Below are 24421 nucleotides of genomic sequence, written 5' to 3' on the forward strand. Positions count from 1 at the left end.
CCATGAACGTCCCGGCCCCCGGCCTCCCGGCCCGGGTCCGCATCCACGAGGTCGGCGCCCGCGACGGGCTGCAGAACGAGAAGGGCGCCGTGCCCACGGCCGTCAAGGCGGAGTTCATCCACCGCCTCGCGGCCGCCGGGCTGGGCACCATCGAGGCCACCAGCTTCGTCCACCCCAAGTGGGTGCCCCAACTGGCCGACGCGGAGGAGCTGTTCCCGCAGCTCGCCGATGTCCGGGCGGACCTGCCCGTCCTCGTCCCCAACGAGCGCGGCCTCGACCGCGCGCTCGCCCTCGGGGCCCGGCGCATCGCGGTCTTCGGCTCGGCCACCGAGACCTTCGCCTCCCGCAACCTCAACCGCACCGTCGCCGAGTCCCTCGCCATGTTCGAGCCCGTCGTGGCCCGGGCCAAGGAGGGCGACGCGCACGTGCGCGGCTATCTCTCGATGTGCTTCGGCGACCCCTGGGAGGGCCCGGTCCCGGTCCACCAGGTGGTCTCCGTCGCCAAGGCCCTGCTGGACCTCGGCTGTGACGAGCTGAGCCTCGGCGACACGATCGGCGTGGCCACCCCGGGCCACGTCCAGGCCCTGCTCGCCGCGCTGAACGAGGCCGGCGTCACGACCGACCGCATCGGTGTGCACTTCCACGACACCTACGGCCAGGCCCTGTCCAACACCCTCGCCGCGCTCCAGCACGGCGTGACCACCGTCGACGCCTCCGCAGGCGGCCTCGGCGGATGCCCGTACGCGAAGAGCGCCACCGGCAACCTCGCGACCGAGGACCTGGTGTGGATGCTCGACGGCCTCGGCATCGAAACCGGGGTCGACCTGGCCGCCCTCACCGCCACGAGCGTGTGGATGGCCGAACGGCTGGGACGCCCCAGCCCCTCCCGAACCGTCCGCGCCCTCTCCCACAAGGAGTAGTCACACCATGTCCCTCGACCACCGGCTCACCCCTGAGCACGAGGAACTCCGCCGTACCGTGGAGGCGTTCGCGCACGACGTCGTCGCCCCGAAGATCGGCGACCTGTACGAGCGGCACGAGTTCCCCTACGAGATCGTCGCCGAGATGGGCCGCATGGGCCTGTTCGGCCTGCCCTTCCCCGAGGAGTACGGCGGCATGGGCGGCGACTACCTCGCCCTCGGCATCGCCCTGGAGGAGCTGGCCCGTGTCGACTCCTCGGTCGCCATCACCCTGGAGGCCGGGGTCTCCCTCGGCGCCATGCCGCTCTACCTCTTCGGCTCCGAGGAGCAGAAGCGGGAGTGGCTGCCGAGGATGTGCTCGGGCGAGATCCTGGGCGCCTTCGGCCTGACCGAGCCGGGTGCGGGCTCCGACGCGGGCGGCACCCGCACCACCGCCGTCCGTGAGGGCGACGAGTGGGTGATCAACGGCTCGAAGTGCTTCATCACCAACTCCGGTACGGACATCACCGGTCTGGTCACCGTCACGGCCGTGACGGGCCGCAAGGCGGACGGCCGCCCGGAGATCTCCTCGATCATCGTCCCGTCCGGCACCCCGGGCTTCACGGTGGCCGCCCCGTACTCGAAGGTGGGCTGGAACTCCTCGGACACCCGTGAGCTGTCCTTCGACAACGTCCGGGTCCCCCTGGCCAACCTGGTGGGCGACGAGGGCCGCGGCTACGCGCAGTTCCTGCGGATCCTCGACGAGGGCCGGATCGCCATCTCCGCGCTCGCGACGGGTCTGGCCCAGGGCTGTGTGGACGAGTCGGTGAAGTACGCCAGGGAGCGCCACGCCTTCGGCAAGGCGATCGGCGACAACCAGGCCATCCAGTTCAAGCTGGCCGACATGGAGATGCGCGCGCACATGGCCCGCATCGGCTGGCGCGACGCGGCCTCCCGGCTGGTGGCCGGCGAGCCGTTCAAGAAGGAGGCGGCGATCGCGAAGCTGTACTCCTCCACGGTGGCGGTGGACAACGCCCGTGACGCCACGCAGATCCACGGCGGCTACGGCTTCATGAACGAGTACCCGGTGGCGCGCATGTGGCGCGACTCGAAGATCCTGGAGATCGGCGAGGGCACCAGCGAGGTCCAGCGCATGCTGATCGCCCGGGAGCTGGGCTTCACCGCCTGAGGCACCACATGACGACGTCCGGCGCGGGCAGGGGTCCGCGCCGGACGTCCGTGTTTCGGCGGGTGGTCACGCAGCGATCATGAGCGTGCGCGAGGGCACGAGGGTCACCGGCTGCCCGCCATTGCCGGTGCATCCGCCCGGCAGCCCTGTCTGTCGGAGCCAGTGACGGACCGTCGCGCAGGGCCTTTTGACCGGCCGTCACGACGGGAGCGCCGGGCCGGACCGGTGTCTGTGGCAGGGGCGCAGGAGCGGGTTTGTGAGGCACCTCACTCGCCCTCGATCGTTTCGGTGATGAGGTTAGGCTACCCTTCCTCTCGAACGGCCCAGTGGTCGCCCCAGCACGCATGAAAGCGGACATCGACATGCCCAAGTCCCGAACCTCCTCCTTCACCCGCCGCGGTTTCGTCGCGGCCGGTGGCGCCCTCGGCCTCGTCGCGGTCCTCGCCGCCTGCGGTGGCAGCGACTCGGCGAAGGGCGACGGCGGCAAGGACAACGGCGCCGCTGCCTCCGGCCCCTGGACCTTCAAGGACGACCTCGGCAAGGACGTCAGCACCAAGGCCAAGCCGAAGAACATCGTCGCCTTCACCGGCACGGCCGCTGCGCTGTACGACTACGGCGTCCCGGTCAAGGGCGTGTTCGGCCCGACCAAGACCGCCGACGGCAAGCCCGACGTCCAGGCCGGCTCGCTGGACATCTCCAAGGTCGAGATCATCGGCAACGTCTACGACGAGTTCAACGTCGAGAAGTACGCGGCCCTCCAGCCCGACCTCCTCGTCACCAACACCTGGGACGGCAGCTACTGGTACGTCCCCGAGGCCTCCAAGGACAAGATCCTGCAGCTGGCCCCGGCCGCCGCGATCAAGGTGGGCGGCGACGTCACCCTCGACAAGGCCCTGGAGCGCACCGCCGACCTCGCCAAGTCCCTGGGCGCCGACATGAACGCCAAGGCCACCGTCGACGCGAAGGCCCGCTTCGAGGCCGCCGCCGCGAAGGTGCGCGAGGCCACCAAGGCCAACCCGGGCATCAAGGTGCTCGTGGGCTCCGGCTCCGCCGACCTGTTCTACGTCTCCACCGCGGAGACCTCGGCCGACCTGAAGTACTTCAAGCAGCTCGGCGTCGAGTTCGTCACCCCGGAGAAGCTGGACGAGGGCGGCTTCTTCGAGAGCCTCAGCTGGGAGAACGCCGGCAAGTACAAGGCCGACGTCGTCTTCCTCGACAACCGCACCGGCACCCTGCAGCCGGAGGAGCTGAAGGCGAAGGCCACCTGGGCCGAGCTGCCCGCCGTCAAGGCCGGCCAGATCACCCCGCGCGTGACCGAGCCGATCTTCTCCTACGACAAGTGCGCGGTGATCCTGGAAGACCTCGCGAAGGCCATCCAGAACGCCAAGAAGGTCAGCTGAACCCCGGCGCCCGGTGACCCCGGGCGCCGAACCGGCCGCACCGACTTCCCAGGGGGATCCTCCGCATGACCGTCACCGCATCCGACGACGCCGCCCCGGCCGTCGCTCACTTCCGGTTCTTCGAGCTCGAAGTGGTCCGCACGCGCCGTCTCGGCCACTCGTTCCTGCGGGTCACGTTCGGCGGGGAATCCCTCGCGGGCTTCCGCTCGGGCGGCTTCGACCAGAGCCTGTCGCTCTTCCTGCCCCCGTCCGGCCGGGAGCACACCGTGCTCCCGTCCACCGACGAGGACACCTGGTTCGCCGCCTGGCGCGCCATGCCGGACGAGGAGCGGCCGGTGATGCGCTCCTACACCGTGCGCGAGCAGCGCCGCACGGCCGAGGGCGCGGACGAGGTCGACATCGACTTCGTCCTTCACGGGGACTCCTCCCCGGCCTCCCACTGGGCCGGGCGCGCGGTCACCGGCCGCCGGATCCTGGCCATCGGGCCGGCCGTCGCGGAGAACAAGTCCGTACGCTTCCAGCCTCCGGCCGACACCGATGCGATCTGGATGTACGCGGACGAGACCGCCCTGCCTGCCGCGGCCGCGATCCTGGACCGACTGCCCGCCGGGACCGCGGTCAGGGCCTGGTTCGAGGTCCCGCACGAGGACGACCGGCTCGCACTGACGACGCCCGCCGACGCGGACATCACCTGGATCGTGCGCGAGAGCCACGGCCGGGAGCGGACCGAGCAGGTACTGAGCGCCCTGCGCTCGGACGGGCCCGCGGCAGCCGAAGCCCCGTACGCCTGGCTGGCGGGCGAGGCCGGCACGATTCGCGCGGTGCGCCGCCACTTCGTGCAGGAACGATCCGTCGACCGCCGCGCCGTGCGTTTCACCGGCTACTGGCGGCTCGGTGCGAGCGAGGAGCAGCTCCTCGCCGAGGCGTATGCGGGCAAGGCGCCGAGCGAGGACCCGGGGTCCGAGCTGTAGTCAGCTCCACCACCCCGCAGAGCAGTTGAGAGGGCCCTGGCTTTTCAGCCAGGGCCCTTCTGCATTTGGCGAAATACTAAGGTTAGGCTAACCTAATCGACGCACGCCACGCCCCACACACCCCCTCTCTCCCCTGCCCGGAGGAAAGTTGATGCGCTCGCATCTGCTGAACGAGACGACCGCGGACCTCTACCGGCGCTCCGTCACCGAGGGCGTCGACCGCGTCGCCGCCAAACTCGCGGCCACGCAGCGACCCCACACCGGTATATCCGTCGACGAACTCGCCCCGGTCATCAACGGGATCGACCTGGACAAGCCGCTCGCGGACGCGGGCGCGGTCCTGGACGAGCTGGAGGACGTCTACCTGCGCGACGCGGTGTACTTCCACCACCCGCGCTACCTGGGCCACCTCAACTGCCCGGTCGTCATCCCCGCCGTGCTCGGCGAGGCGATCCTCTCGGCCGTCAACTCCTCCCTCGACACCTGGGACCAGTCCATCGGCGGCACGCTGATCGAGCGCCGCCTCATCGACTGGACCACCCGGCGCATCGGCCTCGGCCCCGGCGCGGACGGCATCTTCACCTCCGGCGGCAGCCAGTCCAACTTCCACGCGCTGCTCCTCGCCCGTGACGAGGCCTGCCGCCTCGTCATGAAGAAGGCGCTCGACGAGGGCCGCGAGCTCACCAAGGCCGAACTCCTGCCGAAGCTGCGCATCTTCACCTCCGAGGCCAGCCACTTCAGCGTGCAGAAGTCGGCCGCCATGCTCGGACTCGGCTACGAGGCCGTCATCTCCGTCCCGGTCGACCGCAACCGCCGGATGGACACCGCGGTGCTCGCCCTGGAACTGGAGGAGTGCGCCTCCGAGGGCCTCTTCCCGATGGCCGTCGTCGCCACCGCCGGCACCACCGACTTCGGGTCCATCGACCCGCTCCCCGAGATCGCCCGGCTGGCCGACGAGCACTCCGCGTGGATGCACGTGGACGCCGCCTACGGCTGCGGGCTGCTGGCCTCCCCCACCCGCCGCCACCTCCTCGACGGCATCGAGCGCGCCGACTCGGTCACGGTCGACTATCACAAGTCGTTCTTCCAGCCGGTCAGCTCAAGCGCCATGCTGGTGCGCGACCGCGACACCCTCAAGCACGCCACGTACCACGCGGACTACCTCAACCCGCGCCGCATGGCCGAGGAGCGCATCCCCAACCAGGTCGACAAGTCCATCCAGACCACGCGCCGGTTCGACGCGCTCAAGCTCTGGGTGACCCTGCGCGTCATGGGCGCCGACGGCGTCGGCTCGCTCTTCGACGAGGTCATCGACCTGGCGGCGGCCGGCTGGGACATCATCGACGCCGACCCGCGCTTCGAGGTCGTCGTCAAGCCGCAGATCTCCACCCTCGTCTTCCGCTACGTCCCCGAGGGCGAGTTCCGTGCGGATCTGGTCGACGAGGCCAATCTGCACGCCCGCAAGGCCCTGTTCGCCTCCGGTGAGGCCGTCGTCGCCGGCACCAAGGTGGACGGGAAGCAGTACCTGAAGTTCACCCTCCTCAACCCGCAGACCACGACGGCCGACATCACCGCCGTCCTCGACCTTCTCGCCGCACATGCCGAGCAGTTCCTGGGAGAATCCCTTGCCCTCCACCGCTAAGACCCACGACTTCATCGGCATCGGCGTCGGTCCGTTCAATCTGGGACTCGCCTGCCTGACCGCCCCGCTCGACGAGATCGACGGTCTCTTCATCGAGTCGAAGCCGCACTTCGAGTGGCACGCCGGGATGTTCCTCGACGGCGCCCACCTGCAGACGCCCTTCATGTCGGACCTGGTCACGCTCGCCGACCCGACCTCGCCCTTCTCCTTCCTGAACTACCTGAAGGACAAGGACCGGCTGTACTCCTTCTACATCCGGGAGAACTTCTACCCGCTGCGGGCCGAGTACAACGACTACTGCCGCTGGGCCGCCGACCGGCTCGACAACGTCCAGTGGTCCACCTCGGTCACCGAGGTCACCTACGACGAGCAGGCCGGCCTGTACGAGGTCCACACCGACAAGGGCGAGACCCACCGGGCCCCGCGCCTGGTCCTGGGCACCGGCACCCCGCCGCACGTCCCGCAGTCCTGCGAGGGCCTGGGCGGCGACTTCCTGCACAACTCCGCCTACATGCAGAACAAGGCGGAGCTGCAGAAGAAGAAGTCCATCACCCTGATCGGCTCCGGCCAGAGCGCGGCCGAGATCTACTACGACCTCCTCGCCGAGATCGACGTCCACGGCTACCAGCTCAACTGGGTGACCCGCTCGCCGCGGTTCTTCCCGCTCGAGTACACCAAGCTGACCCTGGAGATGACCTCCCCCGAGTACGTGGACTACTTCCACGCGCTCCCCGAGGACACCCGGTACCGGCTGGAGACCCAGCAGAAGAACCTCTTCAAGGGCATCGACGGCGACCTGATCAACGCCATCTTCGACCTGCTCTACCAGAAGAAGATCAGCATGCCGGGCCAGGTCCCGACCACCCTGCTGACCAACACCTCCCTGAACAGCACCGCGTACGACACCACCACGGGCACGTACACGCTGGGGCTGCGCCAGGAGGAGCAGGAGCGGGACTTCACCCTCGCCTCCGAGGGTCTGGTGCTGGCCACCGGCTACAAGTACACCTTCCCGGAGTTCCTGAACCCGGTGCGGGACCGTCTGAACTTCGACGGGCACGGCCGGCTCGACGCCGCCCGCAACTACAGCATCGACACCACGGGACGCGGGGTCTACCTGCAGAACGGCACCACCCACAACCACTCCCTCACCTCGCCCGACCTGGGCATGGCGGCGTACCGGAACGCGTACATCGTCGGTGAGCTCCTCGGCCGCGAGCACTACAAGGTCGAGAAGTCCATCGCGTTCCAGCAGTTCGCCGCCCCGGAAGGCACCCTGTGATGAGCACCACCGAACTCCTCTTCTCCCGCACCGACAAAGAACTCGGGTCCTTCGCCGTGCGCCCCCTGGACCCCTTCGCCGACGCGGAGCTGCTCCACGGCTGGGTCACCCACCCGAAGGCCTCGTTCTGGATGATGCAGGACGCCTCGCTGCCGGACGTCGAGCGCGAGTACATGAGGATCGCCGCCCACGAGCACCACCAGGCCTACATCGGCCTGCACGAGGGCCGCCCCGCCTTCCTGATGGAGACCTACGACCCGTCCGAGCTGGAGCTGGTCGGCCTCTACGACGCCCTGCCGGGCGATGTCGGCATGCACTTCCTCGTCGCCCCGAGCGACACCCCGCTGCACGGCTTCACCCGCGCCGTCATCACCACCGTGATGGCCGCGATCTTCGCCGACCCGGCCACCGAGCGCGTCGTGGTCGAGCCGGACGTCGCCAACACCGCCGTGCACGCCCTGAACGAGGTCGTCGGCTTCGTCCCGGAGCGCCGGGTCACCAAGCCGGAGAAGGAAGCCCTGCTGAGCTTCTGCACCCGCGCCCGGTTCGAGGCCGCCACGGCCGCCCAGGGGGTCTCCATATGAGCCTCGCCGACGCCGTCGCCCACCTCTCCCCCGAGCTGTGGGCCCGCGCCAACCGCGCCCTGGTCCGCAAGGGCCTCGCCGAGTTCTCCCACGAGCGCCTGCTGACCCCGAAGCCCCTGGGCGAAGACCTCTACTCGGTCCTCAGCGACGACTCCACCGTGGAGTACCGCTTCAAGGCCGTCCTGCACGCCCTCGACCACTGGTCGGTCGACGAGGCCTCCATCACCCGCCACCGGGACGGCGCCGAGCTGGAGCTGGACGCCCTCGACTTCCACATCGAGCTGCGCGAGACCCTGGGCCTGAGCGCGCAGGTGCTGCCCGTCTACCTGGAGGAGATCTCCTCCACCCTGGCCGGCACCGGCTACAAGTACACGAAGCCGCAGGTCTCCTCCGACGTCCTCGCGAAGTCCTCCTTCCAGGACATCGAGACCGGCATGACCGAGGGCCACCCCTGCTTCGTCGCGAACAACGGCCGGCTCGGCTTCGGCGTGCACGAGTACCTCTCGTACGCCCCGGAGACCGCCAGCCCCGTCCACCTCGTGTGGGTCGCCGCCCGCAAGGACGTCTCCACCTTCACGGCGGGCGCGGGCCTGGACCACGACTCCTTCATGCGCGAGGAGCTCGGCGACGAGACCATCGGCGTCTTCGCGGAGCGGATGACCGCGCTGGGCCTGGACCTGGCCGACTTCCACCTCTTCCCCGTGCACCCCTGGCAGTGGTGGAACAAGACCACGGTCACCTTCGCGGCCGAGATCGCGAACCGCCGCCTGGTGCTGCTGGGCGAGGGGCCGGACTCGTACCTCGCGCAGCAGTCGATCCGCACGTTCTTCAACCAGAGCGCGCCGCGCAAGCACTACGTCAAGACCGCCATCTCGGTCCTGAACATGGGCTTCATGCGGGGCCTGTCGGCCGCGTACATGGAGGCCACCCCGGCCATCAACGACTGGCTGCACCAGCTGATCGAGGGCGACGAGGTCCTCAGGTCGGTGGACTTCTCGATCATCCGCGAGCGCGCGGCGATCGGCTATCACCACCGCCAGTACGAGCGCGCCACCGACCGGTACTCCCCGTACCGCAAGATGCTGGCCGCGCTGTGGCGCGAGTCCCCGGTCAACCGGATCGAGGGCGACGAGCGCCTCGCCACGATGGCCTCGCTCCTGCACGTGGACGCCGAGGGCAAGTCCTTCGTCGGCGCGCTGATCGCCGAGTCGGGCCTGACCCCGGCCGAGTGGCTGCGCCACTACCTGCGCGCCTACCTGGTGCCGCTGCTGCACTGCTTCTACCAGTACGACCTCGCGTACATGCCGCACGGCGAGAACACCATCCTCGTCATCGAAGGCGGCCTGGTGAAGCGGGCGATCTTCAAGGACATCGCCGAGGAGATCGTCATCATGGACGCGGACGCGGTGCTGCCGCCCGCGGTCGAGCGGGTCCGGGCGGACATCCCCGAGGACATGAAGCTCCTGTCGATCTTCACGGACGTCTTCGACTGCTTCTTCCGCTTCCTCGGCGCGATCCTCGTGGACGAGGGCATCTGCGACGAGGACACCTTCTGGCAGGCGGTCGCGGACTGCGGCCACGAGTACCAGGAATCGATGCCGCAGCTCGCGGAGCGCTTCGAGCGGTACGACCTCTTCGCGGAGGAGTTCCAGCTGTCCTGCCTGAACCGCCTCCAGCTGCGCAACAACAAGCAGATGGTCGACCTCGCCGACCCGGCGGCGGCCCTCCAGCTGATCGGCAACCTCAAGAACCCCGTCGCGGCCTTCGCCCGGCGGTGATCAGGGGGCGGGTGCGCAGCCGAATACGGTCCCTCGGCGGCGCACCCGCCCTTCCCCCTTTCCACCCCTCCCGCCCCGAACAGGCCGGCGATCCACTTCGCCCGCTGCACGAGGCCGGGCGGGAGGGGCTCCGCGGCACCCCCGTGCCCGCGGAGCCCCTCGCGCTACGGCCCGCCGCGACCGCCGGCCCTGTGCCAAGTGCGGCCGGACGGCGCGTAGTTGTAGAGTCAGTTTCTAGAAAATTCCTCTAGTCGCTAGGGCCATGGCACTTCCGGCGCCCGGAAGAAGCCGATCCCCTGCGCGTCCAGCCGGGGCGCCTGCGCGGCCAGGCGGCGGCTGTACGAGGTCCAGTCGAGCGAGGCCGCCGGGGACCAGCCCAGTTCCGCCAGGCCCATGACCCGCGGGAACGCCATCAGCTCCCAGTCCCCCCGCGTCGCGACGGTCTCGGTCCACAGCGGGGCCTCCACGCCCAGGACGGCGGACTCCGGGACCCCGGCCAGGTACGCCCCCGGGTCCCAGGAGTAGGCGCGCTGCACCGGGACGTACCCCGCCCAGGCCAGGCCGGGCCTCGTCGCCGGGTCGTACTTCATGTCCAGATACAGCCGGTCCGCCGGCGACAGGATCAGCGGATGCCCCGCCTTCGCCGCCGCCACCACGGCGGCCCGGTCCGCGGCCGGGGTCTTGTCGTGGCCCCAGTACTGGAGCACCGCGCCCCGTGCCGGACGGGCCGCGGCCAGCTGGTGCCAGGCCACCACCCTCTTGCCGTGTCGTCCCACCACCGCCTGGGCCCGGTCCATGAAGGCCGCGTAGTCCGCCGCCGGCGTCGCGTGAGCCTCGTCGCCGCCGATGTGCAGGTAGCGGCCCGGCGTCAGCTCCGCCAGCTCGCCGAGCACCTCGTCGATGAACTCGTACGTCCGCTCCTTGGCCACGCACAGCGAGCTGAAGCCCACCTTGGTGCCGGTGTACCGGTCCGGGGCCTTCCCGTCGCAGTTCAGCTCGGCGTAGGAGGCGAGCGCCGCGTTCACGTGCCCCGGCATGTCGATCTCGGGGACCACGTCCACGTACCGCTCGCCCGCGTAGGCCACCAGCTCCCGGTACTCGTCCTTCGTCCAGTGCCCGCCGGGCCCGCCGCCGACCTCGCTGCCGCCCCCGTACTCCGCCAGCCGCGGCCAGGAGTCGATCGCGAGGCGCCACCCCTGGTCGTCGGTCAGGTGCACGTGCAGGGTGTTGACCTTGTACTGGGCGAGCTGGTCCACGTACCTCTTGACCTGCTCCACCGAGAAGTAGTGGCGCGCGATGTCGACCATGGCCCCCCGGTAGGCGAAGCGCGGCCGGTCGGTGACCGTCCCGCCCGGCACCGTCCCCGGACCGGCCACCGGCACCAGCTGGCGCAGCGTCTGCCCCGCGTGGAACAGCCCGGCGGGCGTCCGCGCGGTGAGGGTGACCCCGCTCGGACCGGACTCCAGCCGGTACCCCTCGTCGCCCACCCCCTGCGCCCCCTCGTCGATCCTGAGCCGGATCCCGTCCCCCTGCGCCCCGTCCACCACCGGCAGCGGCAGCCCGCTCGGGCCGCGCAGCTGCGCGGCGAGGAGCTCGCCGACCCGGCGGACCTCCTCGCCGGGGCCGGGGCCGGTACGGATGACCGTGCCCGCCCCGAAGGAGTACCCGGGCCCTTCGGCGCGCGCGGAGACGGGCGCCGGCAGCAGCCGTTCGAAGGGGGCGAGGGCCGCGGGCGGGTCGTCCCCGGGTCTGGCGTCGTCACCGTGCGCGGAGGCGCAGGACGTGACCAGGGCCGGGGCCGCCCCGAGGGCGAGGAGGGCGCCGAGCGTGCGTCGCAGGACTCTCATGCGCACAGGTATAGGCCAAGCGGGCCGTCCCGTCCGGTGCGCGAATCGGGGGCGGGCGGAAATCATCCGAAGGAGGGCACGCCGAGCGCCCCACTGGTCCAGACCAGATGGATCCTGCCCGATATCGGGCAGGATCTTTGCGTTCGGCGCCGTTAGCCGCCAGTATCTACGCGTGCTCGATCGCCGCCCGTCGCATGACGACCTCGTCGACCACCTGGTGCGCAGCACCGCGCTGCAGCGCGGCGAGGCCGCCCGGGTGGTACTGGACGTGCTCGCCTACTTCGACGAGACGACCGAGGAGTTCGTCCGCCGCCGCCACCGGGAACTGCAGTCCGGCGGAGCGGTCAACGCGGAGATCTTCGAGCGGATCGCGGCCGAGCTGCCGCACCGCGCCGTGGCGCCGCCGGAGCTGTCGCTCCGGCAGTTGCGCCGCATCGTCTACGGCTGAGCCGGCGGCCGCGGGCGCGGCTGCGGGCGGGTACGAGTACAGCAACCGAACTTCAGGAGGGGCAAAACCGTATGTGCGGAATCGTCGGTTACATCGGCAAGCGTGACGTGGCACCGCTGCTGCTCGAAGGTCTGCAGCGGCTGGAGTACCGCGGATACGACTCCGCGGGCATCGTCGTGAACAGCCCGAAGGCCTCCACCCTCAAGGTGGTCAAGGCCAAGGGCCGGGTCCGCGAGCTGGAGTCCCGCGTTCCCAAGCGCTTCGCCGGCACCACCGGCATCGCCCACACCCGCTGGGCCACGCACGGCGCCCCGAGCGACATCAACTCGCACCCGCACCTGGACGCCGAGAACAAGGTCGCCGTCGTCCACAACGGCATCGTCGACAACGCCTCCGAGCTGCGCGCCAAGCTCGAGGCCGAGGGCGTGGTCTTCGTCTCGGAGACCGACACCGAGGTCATCGTCCACCTGATCGCCCGCTCCGTCGCCGACTCCCTGGAGGAGAAGGTCCGCGAGGCCGTCAAGGCGATCGAGGGCACCTACGGCATCGCCGTCATGCACGCCGACTTCGCCGACCGCATCGTCGTCGCCCGCAACGGCTCCCCGGTCGTCCTCGGCATCGGCGAGAAGGAGATGTTCGTCGCCTCGGACGTCGCCGCCCTGGTCGCCCACACCCGCCAGGTCGTCACCCTCGACGACGGCGAGATGGCCACCCTCAAGGCCGACGACTTCCGCACCTACACCACCAGTGGTGCCACCACGACCGCCACCCCGGAGACCGTGGAGTGGGAGGCCGCCTCGTACGACATGGGCGGTCACGACACCTACATGCACAAGGAGATCTCCGAGCAGCCCGACGCGGTCGACCGCGTGCTGCGCGGCCGGATCGACGACCGCTTCAACACCGTGCACCTGGGCGGCCTGAACCTGGACCCGCGCGAGGCGCGCGGCATCCGCCGGGTCAAGATCCTGGGCTGCGGCACCTCGTACCACGCGGGCCTCATCGGCGCCGGCCTCATCGAGGGCATGGCCCGGATCCCCGCGGACGCCGAGCCGGCCTCCGAGTTCCGCTACCGCAACCCGGTCGTGGACCCCGACACCCTCTACATCGCGGTCTCCCAGTCCGGTGAGACGTACGACGTGCTCGCGGCGGTGCAGGAGCTCAAGCGCAAGGGCGCCCGCGTCCTCGGCGTGGTCAACGTGGTCGGTTCCGCGATCGCCCGCGAGGCCGACGGCGGCGTGTACGTGCACGCCGGCCCCGAGGTCTGCGTCGTCTCCACCAAGTGCTTCACCAACACCGTCGTGGCCTTCGCGCTGCTGGCCGTGCACCTGGGCCGCATCCGCGACCTGTCGGTCACCGACGGCAAGCGGATCATCGAGGGCCTGCGCAAGCTGCCCGCGCAGATCCAGGAGATCCTCGACGGCGAGGAGGACATCAAGAAGCTCGCGGCCGAGTTCGCCGAGGCCAAGTCGATGATGTTCATCGGCCGGGTGCGCGGCTACCCGGTGGCGCTGGAGGCCTCCCTCAAGCTGAAGGAGATCTCCTACATCCACGCCGAGGCCTACCCGGCCTCCGAGCTCAAGCACGGCCCGCTGGCGCTGATCGAGCCCTCGCTGCCGACGGTCGCGATCGTCCCGGACGACGACCTGCTGGAGAAGAACCGCGCGGCGCTGGAGGAGATCAAGGCCCGCAGTGGCCGGATCCTGGCCGTCGCCCACCGCGAGCAGGAGAAGGCGGACCACACCATCGTGGTCCCGAAGAACGAGGACGAGCTGGACCCGATCCTGATGGGCATCCCGCTCCAGCTGCTGGCGTACCACACGGCCCTGGCCATGGGCCGGGACATCGACAAGCCGCGCAACCTGGCGAAGTCGGTCACCGTCGAGTAGTCGCCGGTCCCCGGACCGGCACCGGACAGCGGAGAACCCCCGTGCGCACCGCGCACGGGGGTTCTGTGCCGTGGCCCTGCGGTTCCCGGCAGGTCAGCCCGCCGCGACCGCGCCGCGCCCGGCCTTGCCGAAGGCCATCGGCCAGTGCGCCAGCGCCGCCGTGGCCCCGTACCAGGCCAGCAGTCCGGAGACCGCGGCGACCCAGCCGCCCGCCTTGGCGAGCGCGCCGTTGTCCACGAACGCGCCTATGGCGAGCAGGAGCAGCGACAGGGTCAGCAGGGCGTAGACGCCCTGGCTGAACAGACCGCTCGCGGCGGCGACCGTGAGGGTCAGCGCGAGCATCGCGAACAGGACAAGAAACGTTCCGGCGGCTTCGTCGGAGGCCGAACCGCCCGCGCCCTTGGCCCACGTGAACCAGAAGATGCCGAGGCCCGCGAACGCGGTGCCGTTGAACCCGTTGCCGCCGCGGTACTCCAGGAGCCCGAGGAGGAACAGGGCCGCGCCGCCGACGTACATCGCGAGCGACACGGAGCTGGCAGCGGACACGCCGTCGATGACACCGGTGTGGCCGATACCGAATGCGAGAAGGGTGAGACCCAGGGCGATGTTCCCCAGGGTCGAAGTCGAGGCCGTGCTTCCCGCAGAGACACCATTGTCCACGGCGGGCTCCCTTCGATCTGCAGTTGTTTGCTGCGTCCCAGCAGCACTTATCTACCCTTTACACGGGGGCACAACCGCACAAGCGCCTTAACAACCGGTCACGGAATGACAACGACCGGTCGCTGTGCGCGCTTGGCCAGTCGGCCGGCGACCGATCCGAAGATCCGGCCCACGATCCCGTGCGTCGAGCCGACCACGATGGCGTCGGCCGAATACTCCCGGCCGACCTCCTCCAGCTCATGGCAGATGTCACCACCGCGTTCGACCAGGATCCACGGCACTTCGGCCAGATAGTCCGCGCAGGCGAGCTCCAGCCCGAGCACCTCGGTGCGGTGGTCCGGCACGTCGACGAACACGGGCGGCTCGCAGCCGGCCCACACCGTGGTGGGCAGCCGGTTGGCGACATGGACGATGATCAGACCGGATCCGGAGCGCCGGGCCATGCCGATCGCATAGGCGAGTGCGCGCTCGCTGGAGGTGGATCCGTCGAATCCCACCACGACGCCGTGCCGGAAGGCCGGATCGCAGTGCACGCGTGTCTGTTCCACCGCGCGCAGATCGGCGGCCGACTCGGGGTCGACGACGCGTTTGCGCTTGCGGTCCGCGGGTTCGGAGAATTCGTGACCGGCCATGGGTGTCTCGGCGAAGAGGTCCTTGGAGGAAGCAACAGGGGCGAAATCGGCGACGCAGTGTGACGGAGCTCTGTCCGGGAAGCATCTTCCCAAGCCCATACCCACCAGGGTACGGCGACACTCCTGTCCTGCACAGGGCATGCCGCCCTTGGAGAGCGTCCCAGGGAGCATGCCGGAGCGAGCGCGCCTTGGCAATGGCCGCTGCCCCCTACAGGCAGTGACGAGACGGGGCGTTGCCACCCGTGCGCGCAGTGACCGCGCCCCGCCGCCGGGCGTTGGGACATGCGTCCGACCTTCAGGTAAGAGCCCGCAGGGAGCACGCCGTGCCCGGTCATCCGGTTCACCCCGTCCAGCCAGCTCAGCCGACGCAGCCCGTCCGGTCCCGCCGGAACGCGGACCCGGTCCCGCACTTCGCCCCGTCCCACCGCGCGCCCCTTCACCCGTCCGTGCGTCCCGCCGGACACCCCCATGACGACCCTGCGGGTGACGTGGTGCGCTGGGCCGCCTTCAGCTGCCTGCTCGTCCCCGTGGTCCTCGTCGTCTACGGAACCTCCTTCGGCGGGGCGGCAGTCGCGACCCTCGGCCTGCTCGCCGTCACGGCCGCGTGCCGGATCCTGCTGCGCCACTCGGAGAGGGCGGAGCGGGCCGCGGCACGGATGCGGGCGGAGGAGCCGGTTCCGCCCGCCCATCGCGGCCGGCACTCGCGCGGCGGGGCCGGGATGCGCCGCGGCTGCCGGGGCTCCGGGCTCTTCTCCCCGCACGACTGACTCATTCGCACACCCACACACGCATGTTTTCAGCCAACTTCCCGGCAGGTTGCCCTCCTTGCCGGAATGTCCCCCCGTCTCCCTCACCACCAGCGACGACGGACCCCGGGGGGCGTTTTGGCCCTACAGGTACTGGCCATGGCCGGGCACCACGCTTCCCGTTCGGGTAGCGGAGTGGAACGCTTACTGATCGAATGCTTTTCGCCAAGTTGAGAAGTCGACATAGCGCTGCGTGCTGAACTTGTCACGCCGACACCACGGGACGCAGTAGATTCGATCATGTATTTACGGCGGGGGATCCACGTGCAAGGCCGAGGGGAAACGTGCAGGTGCGACCAGACCAAGGAGTCGCGACACCCAAGGGGGGCTTAGCGCCATGAGCCAGGATTCCACCGCCGTCGTCACAGACGCCGGCCGGAAGCTCGCGGGGCGTCGCCGCAGGGAGATCGTCGCGGTGCTGCTCTTCAGCGGCGGGCCGATCTTCGAGAGCTCCATTCCACTTTCCGTGTTCGGCATTGACCGGCAGGACGCGGGAGTTCCACGCTATCGATTGCTCGTGTGCGCCGGTGAGGACGGTCCGCTCAGGACCACCGGCGGACTCGAACTGACCGCGCCGTACGGGTTGGAGGCGATCGCCCGGGCAGGGACGGTCGTCGTTCCCGCCTGGCGCTCCATCACTTCACCGCCGCCACCGGAGGCGCTGGACGCACTGCGTCTGGCGCACGAGGAGGGGGCCCGGATCGTCGGACTGTGCACGGGAGCCTTCGTGCTCGCCGCCGCCGGTCTGCTGGACGGCCGGCCCGCGACGACGCACTGGATGTACGCGCCGACGCTGGCCAAGCGGTACCCGTCCGTCCATGTCGATCCGCGCGAACTGTTCGTCGACGACGGCGACGTGCTCACGTCCGCCGGCACGGCGGCCGGAATCGACCTGTGCCTGCACATCGTGCGCACGGACCACGGCAGCGAGGCAGCCGGGGCCCTGGCCCGCAGGCTCGTCGTGCCGCCGCGCCGGACGGGCGGCCAGGAACGCTATCTCGACCGGTCGCTGCCGGAGGAGATCGGCGCCGACCCGCTGGCCGAGGTCGTCGCCTGGGCCCTGGAGCACCTCCACGAGCAATTCGACGTGGAGACGCTGGCGGCCCGCGCCTACATGAGCAGGCGCACCTTCGACCGGAGGTTCCGCTCGCTCACTGGCAGCGCTCCGCTCCAGTGGCTGATCACCCAGCGGGTGCTCCAGGCACAGCGGCTGCTGGAGACCTCCGACTACTCGGTCGACGAGGTCGCCGGACGCTGCGGCTTCCGCTCGCCGGTCGCCCTGCGGGGTCACTTCCGGCGGCAGCTGGGGTCCTCCCCGGCCGCCTACCGCTCCGCCTACCGGGCACGGCGGCCACAGGCCGACGTGGCACAGGTGTCCGAGATCAACGCGGGCCCGGTTCCACACCAGCGCACTCCGCAGCCCCACCGGGCGGCGGCGGCACTGGCCGCGGCGGGTCCCACGGTGACGGAGCTGTACGCCCCGGGCCGGGTCATGCGGGAACACGCGTAACCCCACCGACGGCCGAGCCGCCACCACGGGTACGACGCACGAGGGTCCTCCATCGGTCACTGCCGATGGGGGACCTTCCGCATATGCGGTCCGCGCCCCGGGGGACCGCATAAGGTGGGACACATGAACGATCGCATGGTGTGGATCGACTGCGAGATGACCGGGCTCTCGTTGACGGACGACGCACTTATCGAGGTGGCCGCACTGGTCACCGACTCGGAGCTCAACGTGCTCGGCGAAGGCGTGGACATCGTGATCCGCCCGCCGGACGCCGCCCTGGAGACCATGCCCGACGTGGTGCGCGAGATGCACACCGCCTCCGGCCTGCTCGACGAGCTGGCCGGCGGGACCACCCTCGCGGATGCCGAGGCACAGGTCCTGGCCTACGTGCGCGAGCACGTGAAGGAGCCCCGCAAGGCGCCGCTCTGCGGGAACTCGGTCGGCACCGACCGCGGCTTCCTCCTGCGCGACATGGCCGCGCTGGAGAGCTACCTGCACTACCGGATCGTGGACGTGTCCTCGGTCAAGGAGCTGGCGCGCCGCTGGTACCCGCGGGCGTACTTCAACAGCCCGCCGAAGAACGGCAACCACCGGGCGCTGGCGGACATCAAGGACTCCATCACCGAGCTGCGCTACTACCGCGAGGCGGTCTTCGTACCGCAGCCCGGGCCCGACTCGGACACGGCGCGGAGCATCGCGGCCAAGCACGCGGCGCCGGGGGCGTAGCTCCCGGCCGGGCCCCTTACGGAAGGGGGTGCCGGGAAAGGGGGGAGCGAGCACCCTCCCGGACCCTGTACCCTTTTCTTCGGCCGGTCGGTTTTCCGACCGGACATGGTGGGTGTAGCTCAGTTGGTAGAGCACCTGGTTGTGGTCCAGGTGGCCGCGGGTTCAAGTCCCGTCACTCACCCTGTGGGAAGGTCCCGGTACGCGGAAGCGGACCGGGGCCTTCTGCATGAGCGGGCCGTCCTCGGTGCCGTCAGGACGACTCCCGGACCACCAGCCGGTTCGGCAGGACCACGGCCGCCTCGCCCGTCTCCCCGGCGATCCTGTCCAGCAGCATCCGCGTCATGGTCCGGCCCATCTCCTCGATCGGCTGCCGGACGCTGGTCAGCGGCGGGTCCATGTGCCGGGCGACCACCGAGTCGTCGAAGCCGACCAGGGCCACGTCCTGCGGTAGCCGGCGGCCGGCCGCGCGCAGCTCCCACCGGGCGCCCGCCGCCATCACGTCCGAGGCCGCGAAGACCGCGTCGAGCGCGGGGCGGCGCGCCAGCAGTTCGCGCATGGCCCGCCGGCCGCCCTCCTCGGTGAAGTCGCCCACCGCGATCAGCAGCTCGTCGACGGGGTGTCCGGCAGTGGCCAGGGCCTGCCGGTAGCCGTCGAGGCGGCACTGGGCGCCGTACACGTCCTGCGGGCCGGTGATCGTGGCTATCGTGCGGCGGCCCCGGTCGAGGAGGTGGCGCACGGCCTCGGCGGCGCCCGCCAGGTTGTCGGAGTCCACGCAGGGCAGGGCCTCGGCGGCGGAACGGCGGCCGCTGATCACCGTCGGGATGCCGAGCTCGGCCAGCAGCTCCGGCAGCGGGTCCCCGGCGTGGACGGAGACGAGCAGCACCCCGTCGACGCGGTGCCCGGCCAGGTACTGGGCGAGGCGGCGTCGCTCGCGGTCGCTGCCCGCCAGGGTGAGGACGAGCTGGACCTCGGTCTCGGCGAGGGCGGCGCCGACCCCGCGGACCACTTCCGAGAAGTAGGGCTCGGCGAAGAACCGCGCCTCGGGCTCGGGGATCACGAGGGCGATGGCGTCGGTGCGGTTGGCCGCGAGGGCGCGTGCAGCACGGTTCGGTACGTACCCCAGCTCGGCCACGGCCGCCTCGACGGCGACCCTGGTGTGCTCGCTGACCTTGGAGGATCCGTTGATCACCCGGGAGACCGTGCCGCGCCCGACTCCGGCGCGCGCCGCGACCTCTTCCAGGGTCGGCCGTCCCCCACTGCGCCCGTGCCCGTTCATGGCTTCCTCCCGGTTGTGAATCTACCCCTTGACGACTGTGGGAGCGCTCCCACACTGTGTCACACGACACCCGGCACATTCCGTCCTCCAGGGAGGAAGCCACATGCGCGTCCGAGCCCGAGCCCGAGTCCAAGCCCGAAGAACCTTCATGACGACCGTCACCGCGGTGGGAGCTGCGGCCCTGCTGCTCGCGGGGTGTGCGCAGGACCCCGAGGAACCAGGACAGGGCGCCCCGGCCGCCGGCAAGTCCGGCGCACAGACCACGCTCACCGTCGGGGTCTTCGGCGCCTTCGGGCTCCAGGAGGCCGGGCTCTACGACGAGTACATGGCACAGAATCCCGGGATCCGCATCGAGCAGACCTCCATCGAGCGCAACGAGAACTACTACCCCCAGCTCCTCACCCACCTGGGCACGGGCAGCGGGCTCGCCGACATCCAGGCCGTCGAGGTCAACAACATCGCCGAGATCACCGCCACCCAGGCCGACAAGCTGGTGGACCTCGGCAAGGCCCCCGGCGTGGACAAGGCCGCGTACCTGCCGTGGAAGTGGGCGCAGGGCACGGCGAGCGCGGCCAAGGGCGGGGCCACCGTCGGTCTCGGCACCGACATCGGCCCGCAGGGCATCTGCTACCGCAAGGACCTCTTCGAGGCGGCCGGGCTGCCCTCCGACCGGGCGGCGGTCGGGGCGCTGTGGGCGGGCGACTGGAACAAGTACCTGGAGACGGGCCGCACGTACAAGGCGAAGGCCGGCGACGGGAAGGCCTTCGTGGACTCGGCGTCGGGCGTGATGGCGGCCGTGACCGGCAGCAGCGCCCAGCGGTTCTACGACGACCAGGGCAAGGTCGTCTACAAGACCAACCCGGCGGTGCGCGGGGCCTTCGACCTGGCGGCCTCCTTCGCCACCGACGGCCTGAGCGCGAAGCTCCAGCAGTTCACCCCGGCCTGGGACCAGGGCTTCTCCAACGGCTCCTTCGCGACGGTCTCCTGCCCGGCCTGGATGCTCGGCTACATCCAGGACAAGGCGGGCCCGGCGGGCAAGGACAAGTGGGACGTGGCGCAGGCGCCGAAGCCCAGCAACTGGGGCGGTTCCTTCCTGGTGGTTCCGAAGGCCGGCAAGCACGCCCAGGAGGCGGCGAAGCTCGCGGCCTGGCTGACGGCCCCGGCGCAGCAGGCGAAGCTCTTCGAGAAGCGGGGCAGCTTCCCGAGCGCGAGTGCCGCGTACAAGCTGCCGTCGGTGTCGGGCGCGCAGCACGCATACTTCGGCGGCGCCCCGATCGGCGAGATCTTCGCGAAGGCGGCCGAGGGCGTGCCGGTGACGGTGGTCGGCCCGAAGGACCTGGTGATCGCGCAGAACCTGGCGGACATCGGCATGCTCCAGGTCGACCAGAAGGGCCGCAGCCCGCAGGAGGGCTGGGAGGCCGCGGTGAAGGCGATCGACAACGCCCTGGATCAGTGAGGCACCAGTGACGGACGAGACGGCTGTTCTGTCCCCCTCCGCCGTCGGCCCCGAAGGGCCGGCGGCGGAGGGGGACGGCCGGAGCCGGCCCGGACAGGTGTGGCGCTCGCGCCGCTACCGCTGGGACCTGCGCTGGAGCCCCTACGCCTTCGTGGCGCCCTTCTTCCTCTTCTTCGCCGCGTTCGGGCTGTTCCCGCTGCTCTACACGGGCTGGGCCGCGCTGCACCAGGTGGAGCTGACCGATCCCGACAGCATGACGTGGGTGGGGCTGCGGAACTTCACCCGGCTGTGGGACGACGAGTTCTTCTGGAACGCGCTGCGCAACACGGTCACCATCGGGCTGCTGTCCACGGTGCCGCAGCTGGCGATCGCACTGGGCCTCGCCCATCTGCTCAACTACCGGCTGAGGGGCTCCGCGTTCTTCCGGGTCGCGGTGCTCACCCCGTACGCGACCTCGGTGGCGGCGGCCACGCTCGTCTTCGTGCTGCTCTTCGGCCGGGACTACGGAATGGTCAACTGGGCCCTGTCGACCGTGGGGTTCGAGGCGGTCGACTGGCAGAACGGCACCTTTGCCTCCCAGTTCGCGGTCTCCACCATCGTGATCTGGCGGTGGACCGGATACAACGCGCTGATCTACCTGGCGGCCATGCAGGCCGTACCGGGCGAGCTGTACGAGTCCGCGGCGCTGGACGGGGCCTCGCGCTGGCAGCAGTTCCTGCATGTCACGGTGCCCTCGCTGCGCCCGACGATCTTCTTCACGTGCGTCGTGTCCACGATCGGGGCGACCCAGCTGTTCGGCGAGCCGCTGCTGTTCAACGGCGGGGCGGGCGCGACGGGCGGCTCGGACCACCAGTTCCAGACGCTCGGGCTGTACCTGTACGAGCAGGGCTGGGTGAACCTGCACCTCGGGCGGGCCTCGGCGATCGCGTGGGCGATGTTCCTGATCCTGCTGCTGATCGCCGGGGCGGCGCGGCTGCTGCGCGGACGGAAGGACTCCCGATGAGGTCACTGCGCGCGGGGCGGCTCACTTACGTGGTGCTCGCCCTGTTCACCGCCGGCTCGCTCTTCCCGCTCGTGTGGACGGCGATCGCGGCCTCCCGGAGCAGTACGCGCCTGGCCCAGACCCCGCCGCCGTTCTGGTTCGGCGGGAACCTGGGGCGCAACCTGCAGGTCGCGTGGACCGACGCCAACATGGGCGCGGCGCTGCTGAACACGGTGATCGTGGCGGGCACGGTCGCCGCCGGCACCGTGTTCTTCTCCACCCTCGCCGGATTCGCCTTCGCCAAACTCCGCTTCCGCGGCAGCCGGCCGCTGCTGGCGCTGGTGATCGGCACGATGCTGATCCCGCCGCAGCTGAGTGTGGTGCCGCTCTACATGCTGATCGCGAAGCTGTCGTGGACCGACCGGCTCCAGGCGGTGATCCTGCCGACCCTGGTGGGCGCGTTCGGGGTGTTCTTCATGCGCCAGTACCTGGTGCACGCGCTGCCGATGGAGCTGGTGGAGGCGGCGCGGACGGACGGGGCGAGTTCGCTGCGGGTCATGTGGCACGTGGTGTTCCCGGCGGCCCGCCCAGCGATGGCCGTGCTCGGAATGCTGACCTTCGTCATGTCCTGGAACGACTTCTTCTGGCCGATCGTCGCGCTGACCCAGAACGGCAGCCCGACGGTGCAGGTGGCCCTGACCGGACTGGGCCGGGGCTACATCCCGGACCAGTCGGTGATCATGGCGGGCGCGCTGCTGGGCACGCTCCCGCTGCTGCTGGTGTTCCTCGTCTTCGGCCGCCAGATCGTCGGCGGCATCATGCAGGGAGCGGTCAAGGGATGACGCACACGAACACGGACGCGAGCACGGGCGCGGGCGCGGACCCGGGCGCGGACCCGGGCGCGGACCCGGCAACGGACCCCGGCACGGACACGGAAGCCGGCGCCCGCGAACTGCGGTTCCCCGACGGGTTCCTGTGGGGAACGGCCACGGCGGCCTTCCAGATCGAGGGCGCAGCCGCGTCGCGCGGTCCCTCCATCTGGGACACCTTCTGCCGTACACCGGGCAAGGTGCACGGCGGCGACACGGGCGACGTGGCCGTCGACCACCACCGGCTGTGGCGGGAGGACGTCCGGCTGATGGCCTCCCTCGGACTGGGCGCCTACCGGTTCTCGGTGTCCTGGCCGAGGGTGCTCGCCGGCGGCATCGGCTTCTACGACGCGCTGGTCGACGAGCTCCTCTCGTACGGGATCCAGCCCTGCGTGACCCTCTACCACTGGGACCTTCCGCAGGAACTGGAGAGCGCGGGCGGCTGGCCCGAGCGGGAGACGGCGTACGCCTTCGCCCGGTACGCCGAGCAGGTCGCGGGGGCGCTGGCCGACCGGGTCGAGCTGTGGACCACCCTCAACGAGCCCTGGTGCAGCGCCTTCCTCGGCTACGCCTCGGGGGTGCACGCCCCCGGCCGCACCTCCCCCGCGGACTCGCTGCGCGCCGCCCACCACCTCAACCTGGCGCACGGGATGGCCGCCGCGGCCCTGCCCGCCCACGCCCGGGCCGGCATCGCCCTCAACCCGAGCGCGGTACGGCCGCTGACCGGCTCGGCGGCCGACCTGGACGCGGCCCGCCGGATCGACGCCCTGGCCAACCGGGTCTTCACCGGCCCGCTGCTGCACGGTGCCTACCCGCAGGACCTGCTCGAGGACACGGCCCCGGTGACGGACTGGTCGTTCCTGCGCCCCGGCGACGAGGCGCTGATCCACCAGCCGCTGGGCTTCCTCGGGGTGAACTACTACACCCCGGCGGTGGTCTCGGCGGCCCCCGACGGGAACGGCCCGCGCGCCGACGGGCACGGGGCCGCGGCGCACTCGCCCTGGCCCGGGGCGGACACCGTCGCCTTCCACCAACCGCCGGGTGAGCGGACCGACATGGGCTGGTCTGTCGACCCCACCGGCCTGCACGACCTGCTGATGCGCTTCACCCGCGAGGCTCCGGGGCTGCCGCTGATGGTCACCGAGAACGGCGCGGCGTACGCCCCCGACCTGCACGACCCGCAGCGCATCGGCTATCTGGAGGCCCATCTCTCGGCCGTGCACCGCGCCCTGGCGGACGGCGCCCCGGTGGAGGGCTACTTCCTCTGGTCGCTGATGGACAACTTCGAGTGGTCCTACGGCTACAGCAAGCGCTTCGGCATCGTGCACGTCGACTACGAGACCCAGGTCCGCACCCCGCGCTCCAGCGCCCACTGGTACGCCCGCCTGGCCCGGAAGGGAGGCTTCCTCAGCTTCGGGGACGACCTGGTGTAGTCGGCGAGGCCCACCGGAGGACCGGGGCGCAGCGGGCCGCCCGGTCGGTGACGTCCGCCGGGCCGGTGACCGGGAGCCCGACGCCGCCGAACGGCGCGGCGTCAGTCCGCCCCGCAGGTCGGCCCGCTGGGCGCGGCTGACC

Annotated in this window: 21 protein-coding genes and 1 tRNA gene; 18 read left to right on the top strand and 4 right to left on the bottom strand. The window is 70.7% G+C overall.

Annotated elements, in window-relative coordinates; translation table 11 throughout:
- Positions 1-2 precede the first annotated feature (2 nt).
- From ACWGE1_RS06055 to ACWGE1_RS06090, 8 genes are all read left to right on the top strand, one after another.
- Complete coding sequence (locus tag ACWGE1_RS06055; RefSeq protein WP_453419369.1) at positions 3-920, top strand: hydroxymethylglutaryl-CoA lyase; 918 nt, start codon at positions 3-5, stop codon at positions 918-920.
- 7 nt (positions 921-927) lie between these two features.
- Entirely contained in the window at positions 928-2088 is a 1161-nt protein-coding gene (locus tag ACWGE1_RS06060; protein ID WP_453419341.1) for an acyl-CoA dehydrogenase family protein, read from the top strand.
- A gap of 362 nt (positions 2089-2450) precedes the next feature.
- The gene (locus ACWGE1_RS06065; RefSeq protein WP_453419342.1) at positions 2451-3488 is read left to right on the top strand and encodes an ABC transporter substrate-binding protein; all 1038 of its coding nucleotides are present in this window, start codon (positions 2451-2453) and stop codon (positions 3486-3488) included.
- 65 nt (positions 3489-3553) lie between these two features.
- Positions 3554-4459, top strand: a complete 906-nt coding sequence (locus ACWGE1_RS06070) for a siderophore-interacting protein (protein ID WP_453419343.1) — start codon at positions 3554-3556, stop codon at positions 4457-4459.
- A gap of 151 nt (positions 4460-4610) precedes the next feature.
- Complete coding sequence (locus ACWGE1_RS06075; RefSeq protein WP_453419344.1) at positions 4611-6101, top strand: pyridoxal phosphate-dependent decarboxylase family protein; 1491 nt, start codon at positions 4611-4613, stop codon at positions 6099-6101.
- Positions 6058-7383, top strand: a complete 1326-nt coding sequence (locus ACWGE1_RS06080) for a lysine N(6)-hydroxylase/L-ornithine N(5)-oxygenase family protein (RefSeq protein WP_453419345.1) — start codon at positions 6058-6060, stop codon at positions 7381-7383. Before ACWGE1_RS06075 ends, ACWGE1_RS06080 begins: the two co-directional genes overlap by 44 nt.
- Positions 7383-7967: a GNAT family N-acetyltransferase gene (locus tag ACWGE1_RS06085; RefSeq protein WP_453419346.1), complete on the top strand. Its 585-nt coding sequence runs from the start codon at positions 7383-7385 to the stop codon at positions 7965-7967. The genes ACWGE1_RS06080 and ACWGE1_RS06085 overlap by 1 nt, the downstream gene beginning before the upstream one ends.
- Complete coding sequence (locus ACWGE1_RS06090; protein ID WP_453419347.1) at positions 7964-9745, top strand: IucA/IucC family protein; 1782 nt, start codon at positions 7964-7966, stop codon at positions 9743-9745. Before ACWGE1_RS06085 ends, ACWGE1_RS06090 begins: the two co-directional genes overlap by 4 nt.
- 254 nt (positions 9746-9999) lie before the next feature.
- Here ACWGE1_RS06090 and ACWGE1_RS06095 read toward each other — a convergent pair whose 3' ends face one another.
- On the bottom strand, positions 10000-11592 hold the full coding sequence (locus tag ACWGE1_RS06095) for a beta-N-acetylhexosaminidase (RefSeq protein ID WP_453419348.1): 1593 nt from the start codon (positions 11590-11592) through the stop codon (positions 10000-10002).
- Positions 11593-11764: 172 nt separating this feature from the next.
- On the opposite strand from ACWGE1_RS06095, the gene ACWGE1_RS06100 reads away from it, so the two are divergent.
- Positions 11765-12040 (top strand): hypothetical protein, encoded by a 276-nt coding sequence (locus ACWGE1_RS06100; RefSeq protein WP_030008735.1) that lies wholly within the window; start codon positions 11765-11767, stop codon positions 12038-12040.
- 71 nt (positions 12041-12111) lie between these two features.
- A complete protein-coding gene (gene glmS / locus ACWGE1_RS06105; RefSeq protein WP_453419349.1) occupies positions 12112-13929 on the top strand; it encodes a glutamine--fructose-6-phosphate transaminase (isomerizing) in 1818 nt (605 codons plus the stop codon).
- 93 nt (positions 13930-14022) lie between these two features.
- Here the strand turns inward: glmS and ACWGE1_RS06110 are convergent, their stop codons facing one another.
- Together ACWGE1_RS06110 and ACWGE1_RS06115 are read right to left on the bottom strand one after the other, a co-directional pair.
- A complete protein-coding gene (locus tag ACWGE1_RS06110; RefSeq protein ID WP_453419350.1) occupies positions 14023-14589 on the bottom strand; it encodes an acetate uptake transporter in 567 nt (188 codons plus the stop codon).
- 98 nt (positions 14590-14687) lie between these two features.
- Positions 14688-15221, bottom strand: a complete 534-nt coding sequence (locus ACWGE1_RS06115; protein ID WP_266596220.1) for a universal stress protein — start codon at positions 15219-15221, stop codon at positions 14688-14690.
- Between the two features lie 446 nt (positions 15222-15667).
- On the opposite strand from ACWGE1_RS06115, the gene ACWGE1_RS06120 reads away from it, so the two are divergent.
- From ACWGE1_RS06120 to ACWGE1_RS06135, 4 genes are all read left to right on the top strand, one after another.
- The gene (locus ACWGE1_RS06120; protein ID WP_453419351.1) at positions 15668-15988 is read left to right on the top strand and encodes a hypothetical protein; all 321 of its coding nucleotides are present in this window, start codon (positions 15668-15670) and stop codon (positions 15986-15988) included.
- A 376-nt stretch (positions 15989-16364) separates the two neighbouring features.
- Positions 16365-17537 carry a helix-turn-helix domain-containing protein gene (locus ACWGE1_RS06125; protein WP_453419352.1) on the top strand — a complete coding sequence of 391 codons (1173 nt, stop codon included), beginning with the start codon at positions 16365-16367 and terminating at the stop codon, positions 17535-17537.
- A 123-nt stretch (positions 17538-17660) separates the two neighbouring features.
- Positions 17661-18263 carry an oligoribonuclease gene (gene orn / locus ACWGE1_RS06130; RefSeq protein WP_327414147.1) on the top strand — a complete coding sequence of 201 codons (603 nt, stop codon included), beginning with the start codon at positions 17661-17663 and terminating at the stop codon, positions 18261-18263.
- A 108-nt stretch (positions 18264-18371) separates the two neighbouring features.
- Positions 18372-18444: transfer RNA gene (locus ACWGE1_RS06135), tRNA-His, on the top strand.
- Between the two features lie 69 nt (positions 18445-18513).
- Here ACWGE1_RS06135 and ACWGE1_RS06140 read toward each other — a convergent pair.
- The gene (locus tag ACWGE1_RS06140; protein WP_453419353.1) at positions 18514-19539 is read right to left on the bottom strand and encodes a LacI family DNA-binding transcriptional regulator; all 1026 of its coding nucleotides are present in this window, start codon (positions 19537-19539) and stop codon (positions 18514-18516) included.
- A gap of 103 nt (positions 19540-19642) precedes the next feature.
- Here ACWGE1_RS06140 and ACWGE1_RS06145 point away from each other — a divergent pair, with 103 nt between their 5' ends.
- From ACWGE1_RS06145 to ACWGE1_RS06160, 4 genes are read left to right on the top strand one after another with little or no spacing between them, the layout of a single operon-like run.
- Positions 19643-20995 (top strand): ABC transporter substrate-binding protein, encoded by a 1353-nt coding sequence (locus ACWGE1_RS06145; protein ID WP_453419354.1) that lies wholly within the window; start codon positions 19643-19645, stop codon positions 20993-20995.
- 7 nt (positions 20996-21002) lie between these two features.
- On the top strand, positions 21003-21998 hold the full coding sequence (locus ACWGE1_RS06150; RefSeq protein WP_453419355.1) for a carbohydrate ABC transporter permease: 996 nt from the start codon (positions 21003-21005) through the stop codon (positions 21996-21998).
- Positions 21995-22819: a carbohydrate ABC transporter permease gene (locus ACWGE1_RS06155; protein ID WP_453419356.1), complete on the top strand. Its 825-nt coding sequence runs from the start codon at positions 21995-21997 to the stop codon at positions 22817-22819. Before ACWGE1_RS06150 ends, ACWGE1_RS06155 begins: the two co-directional genes overlap by 4 nt.
- Complete coding sequence (locus ACWGE1_RS06160) at positions 22816-24279, top strand: GH1 family beta-glucosidase (protein WP_453419357.1); 1464 nt, start codon at positions 22816-22818, stop codon at positions 24277-24279. Before ACWGE1_RS06155 ends, ACWGE1_RS06160 begins: the two co-directional genes overlap by 4 nt.
- Positions 24280-24421 lie beyond the last annotated feature (142 nt).

The sequence above is a fragment of the Streptomyces sp. NPDC054932 genome (assembly GCF_053610205.1).

Bases quoted from the DNA above. Each gene is read 5' to 3' on its own strand.
- ACWGE1_RS06155 (WP_453419356.1), top strand. From the start codon at position 21,995: ATGAGGTCACTGCGCGCGGGGCGGCTCACTTACGTGGTGCTCGCCCTG.
- ACWGE1_RS06160 (WP_453419357.1), top strand. From the start codon at position 22,816: ATGACGCACACGAACACGGACGCGAGCACGGGCGCGGGCGCGGACCCG.
- ACWGE1_RS06090 (WP_453419347.1), top strand. From the start codon at position 7,964: ATGAGCCTCGCCGACGCCGTCGCCCACCTCTCCCCCGAGCTGTGGGCC.
- ACWGE1_RS06065 (WP_453419342.1), top strand. From the start codon at position 2,451: ATGCCCAAGTCCCGAACCTCCTCCTTCACCCGCCGCGGTTTCGTCGCG.
- ACWGE1_RS06080 (WP_453419345.1), top strand. From the start codon at position 6,058: ATGCCGAGCAGTTCCTGGGAGAATCCCTTGCCCTCCACCGCTAAGACC.
- ACWGE1_RS06115 (WP_266596220.1), bottom strand. From the start codon at position 15,221: ATGGCCGGTCACGAATTCTCCGAACCCGCGGACCGCAAGCGCAAACGC.
- ACWGE1_RS06055 (WP_453419369.1), top strand. From the start codon at position 3: ATGAACGTCCCGGCCCCCGGCCTCCCGGCCCGGGTCCGCATCCACGAG.
- ACWGE1_RS06075 (WP_453419344.1), top strand. From the start codon at position 4,611: ATGCGCTCGCATCTGCTGAACGAGACGACCGCGGACCTCTACCGGCGC.
- ACWGE1_RS06145 (WP_453419354.1), top strand. From the start codon at position 19,643: ATGCGCGTCCGAGCCCGAGCCCGAGTCCAAGCCCGAAGAACCTTCATG.
- ACWGE1_RS06085 (WP_453419346.1), top strand. From the start codon at position 7,383: ATGAGCACCACCGAACTCCTCTTCTCCCGCACCGACAAAGAACTCGGG.
- ACWGE1_RS06140 (WP_453419353.1), bottom strand. From the start codon at position 19,539: ATGAACGGGCACGGGCGCAGTGGGGGACGGCCGACCCTGGAAGAGGTC.
- ACWGE1_RS06060 (WP_453419341.1), top strand. From the start codon at position 928: ATGTCCCTCGACCACCGGCTCACCCCTGAGCACGAGGAACTCCGCCGT.
- ACWGE1_RS06095 (WP_453419348.1), bottom strand. From the start codon at position 11,592: ATGAGAGTCCTGCGACGCACGCTCGGCGCCCTCCTCGCCCTCGGGGCG.
- orn (WP_327414147.1), top strand. From the start codon at position 17,661: ATGAACGATCGCATGGTGTGGATCGACTGCGAGATGACCGGGCTCTCG.
- ACWGE1_RS06070 (WP_453419343.1), top strand. From the start codon at position 3,554: ATGACCGTCACCGCATCCGACGACGCCGCCCCGGCCGTCGCTCACTTC.
- ACWGE1_RS06125 (WP_453419352.1), top strand. From the start codon at position 16,365: ATGAGCCAGGATTCCACCGCCGTCGTCACAGACGCCGGCCGGAAGCTC.
- glmS (WP_453419349.1), top strand. From the start codon at position 12,112: ATGTGCGGAATCGTCGGTTACATCGGCAAGCGTGACGTGGCACCGCTG.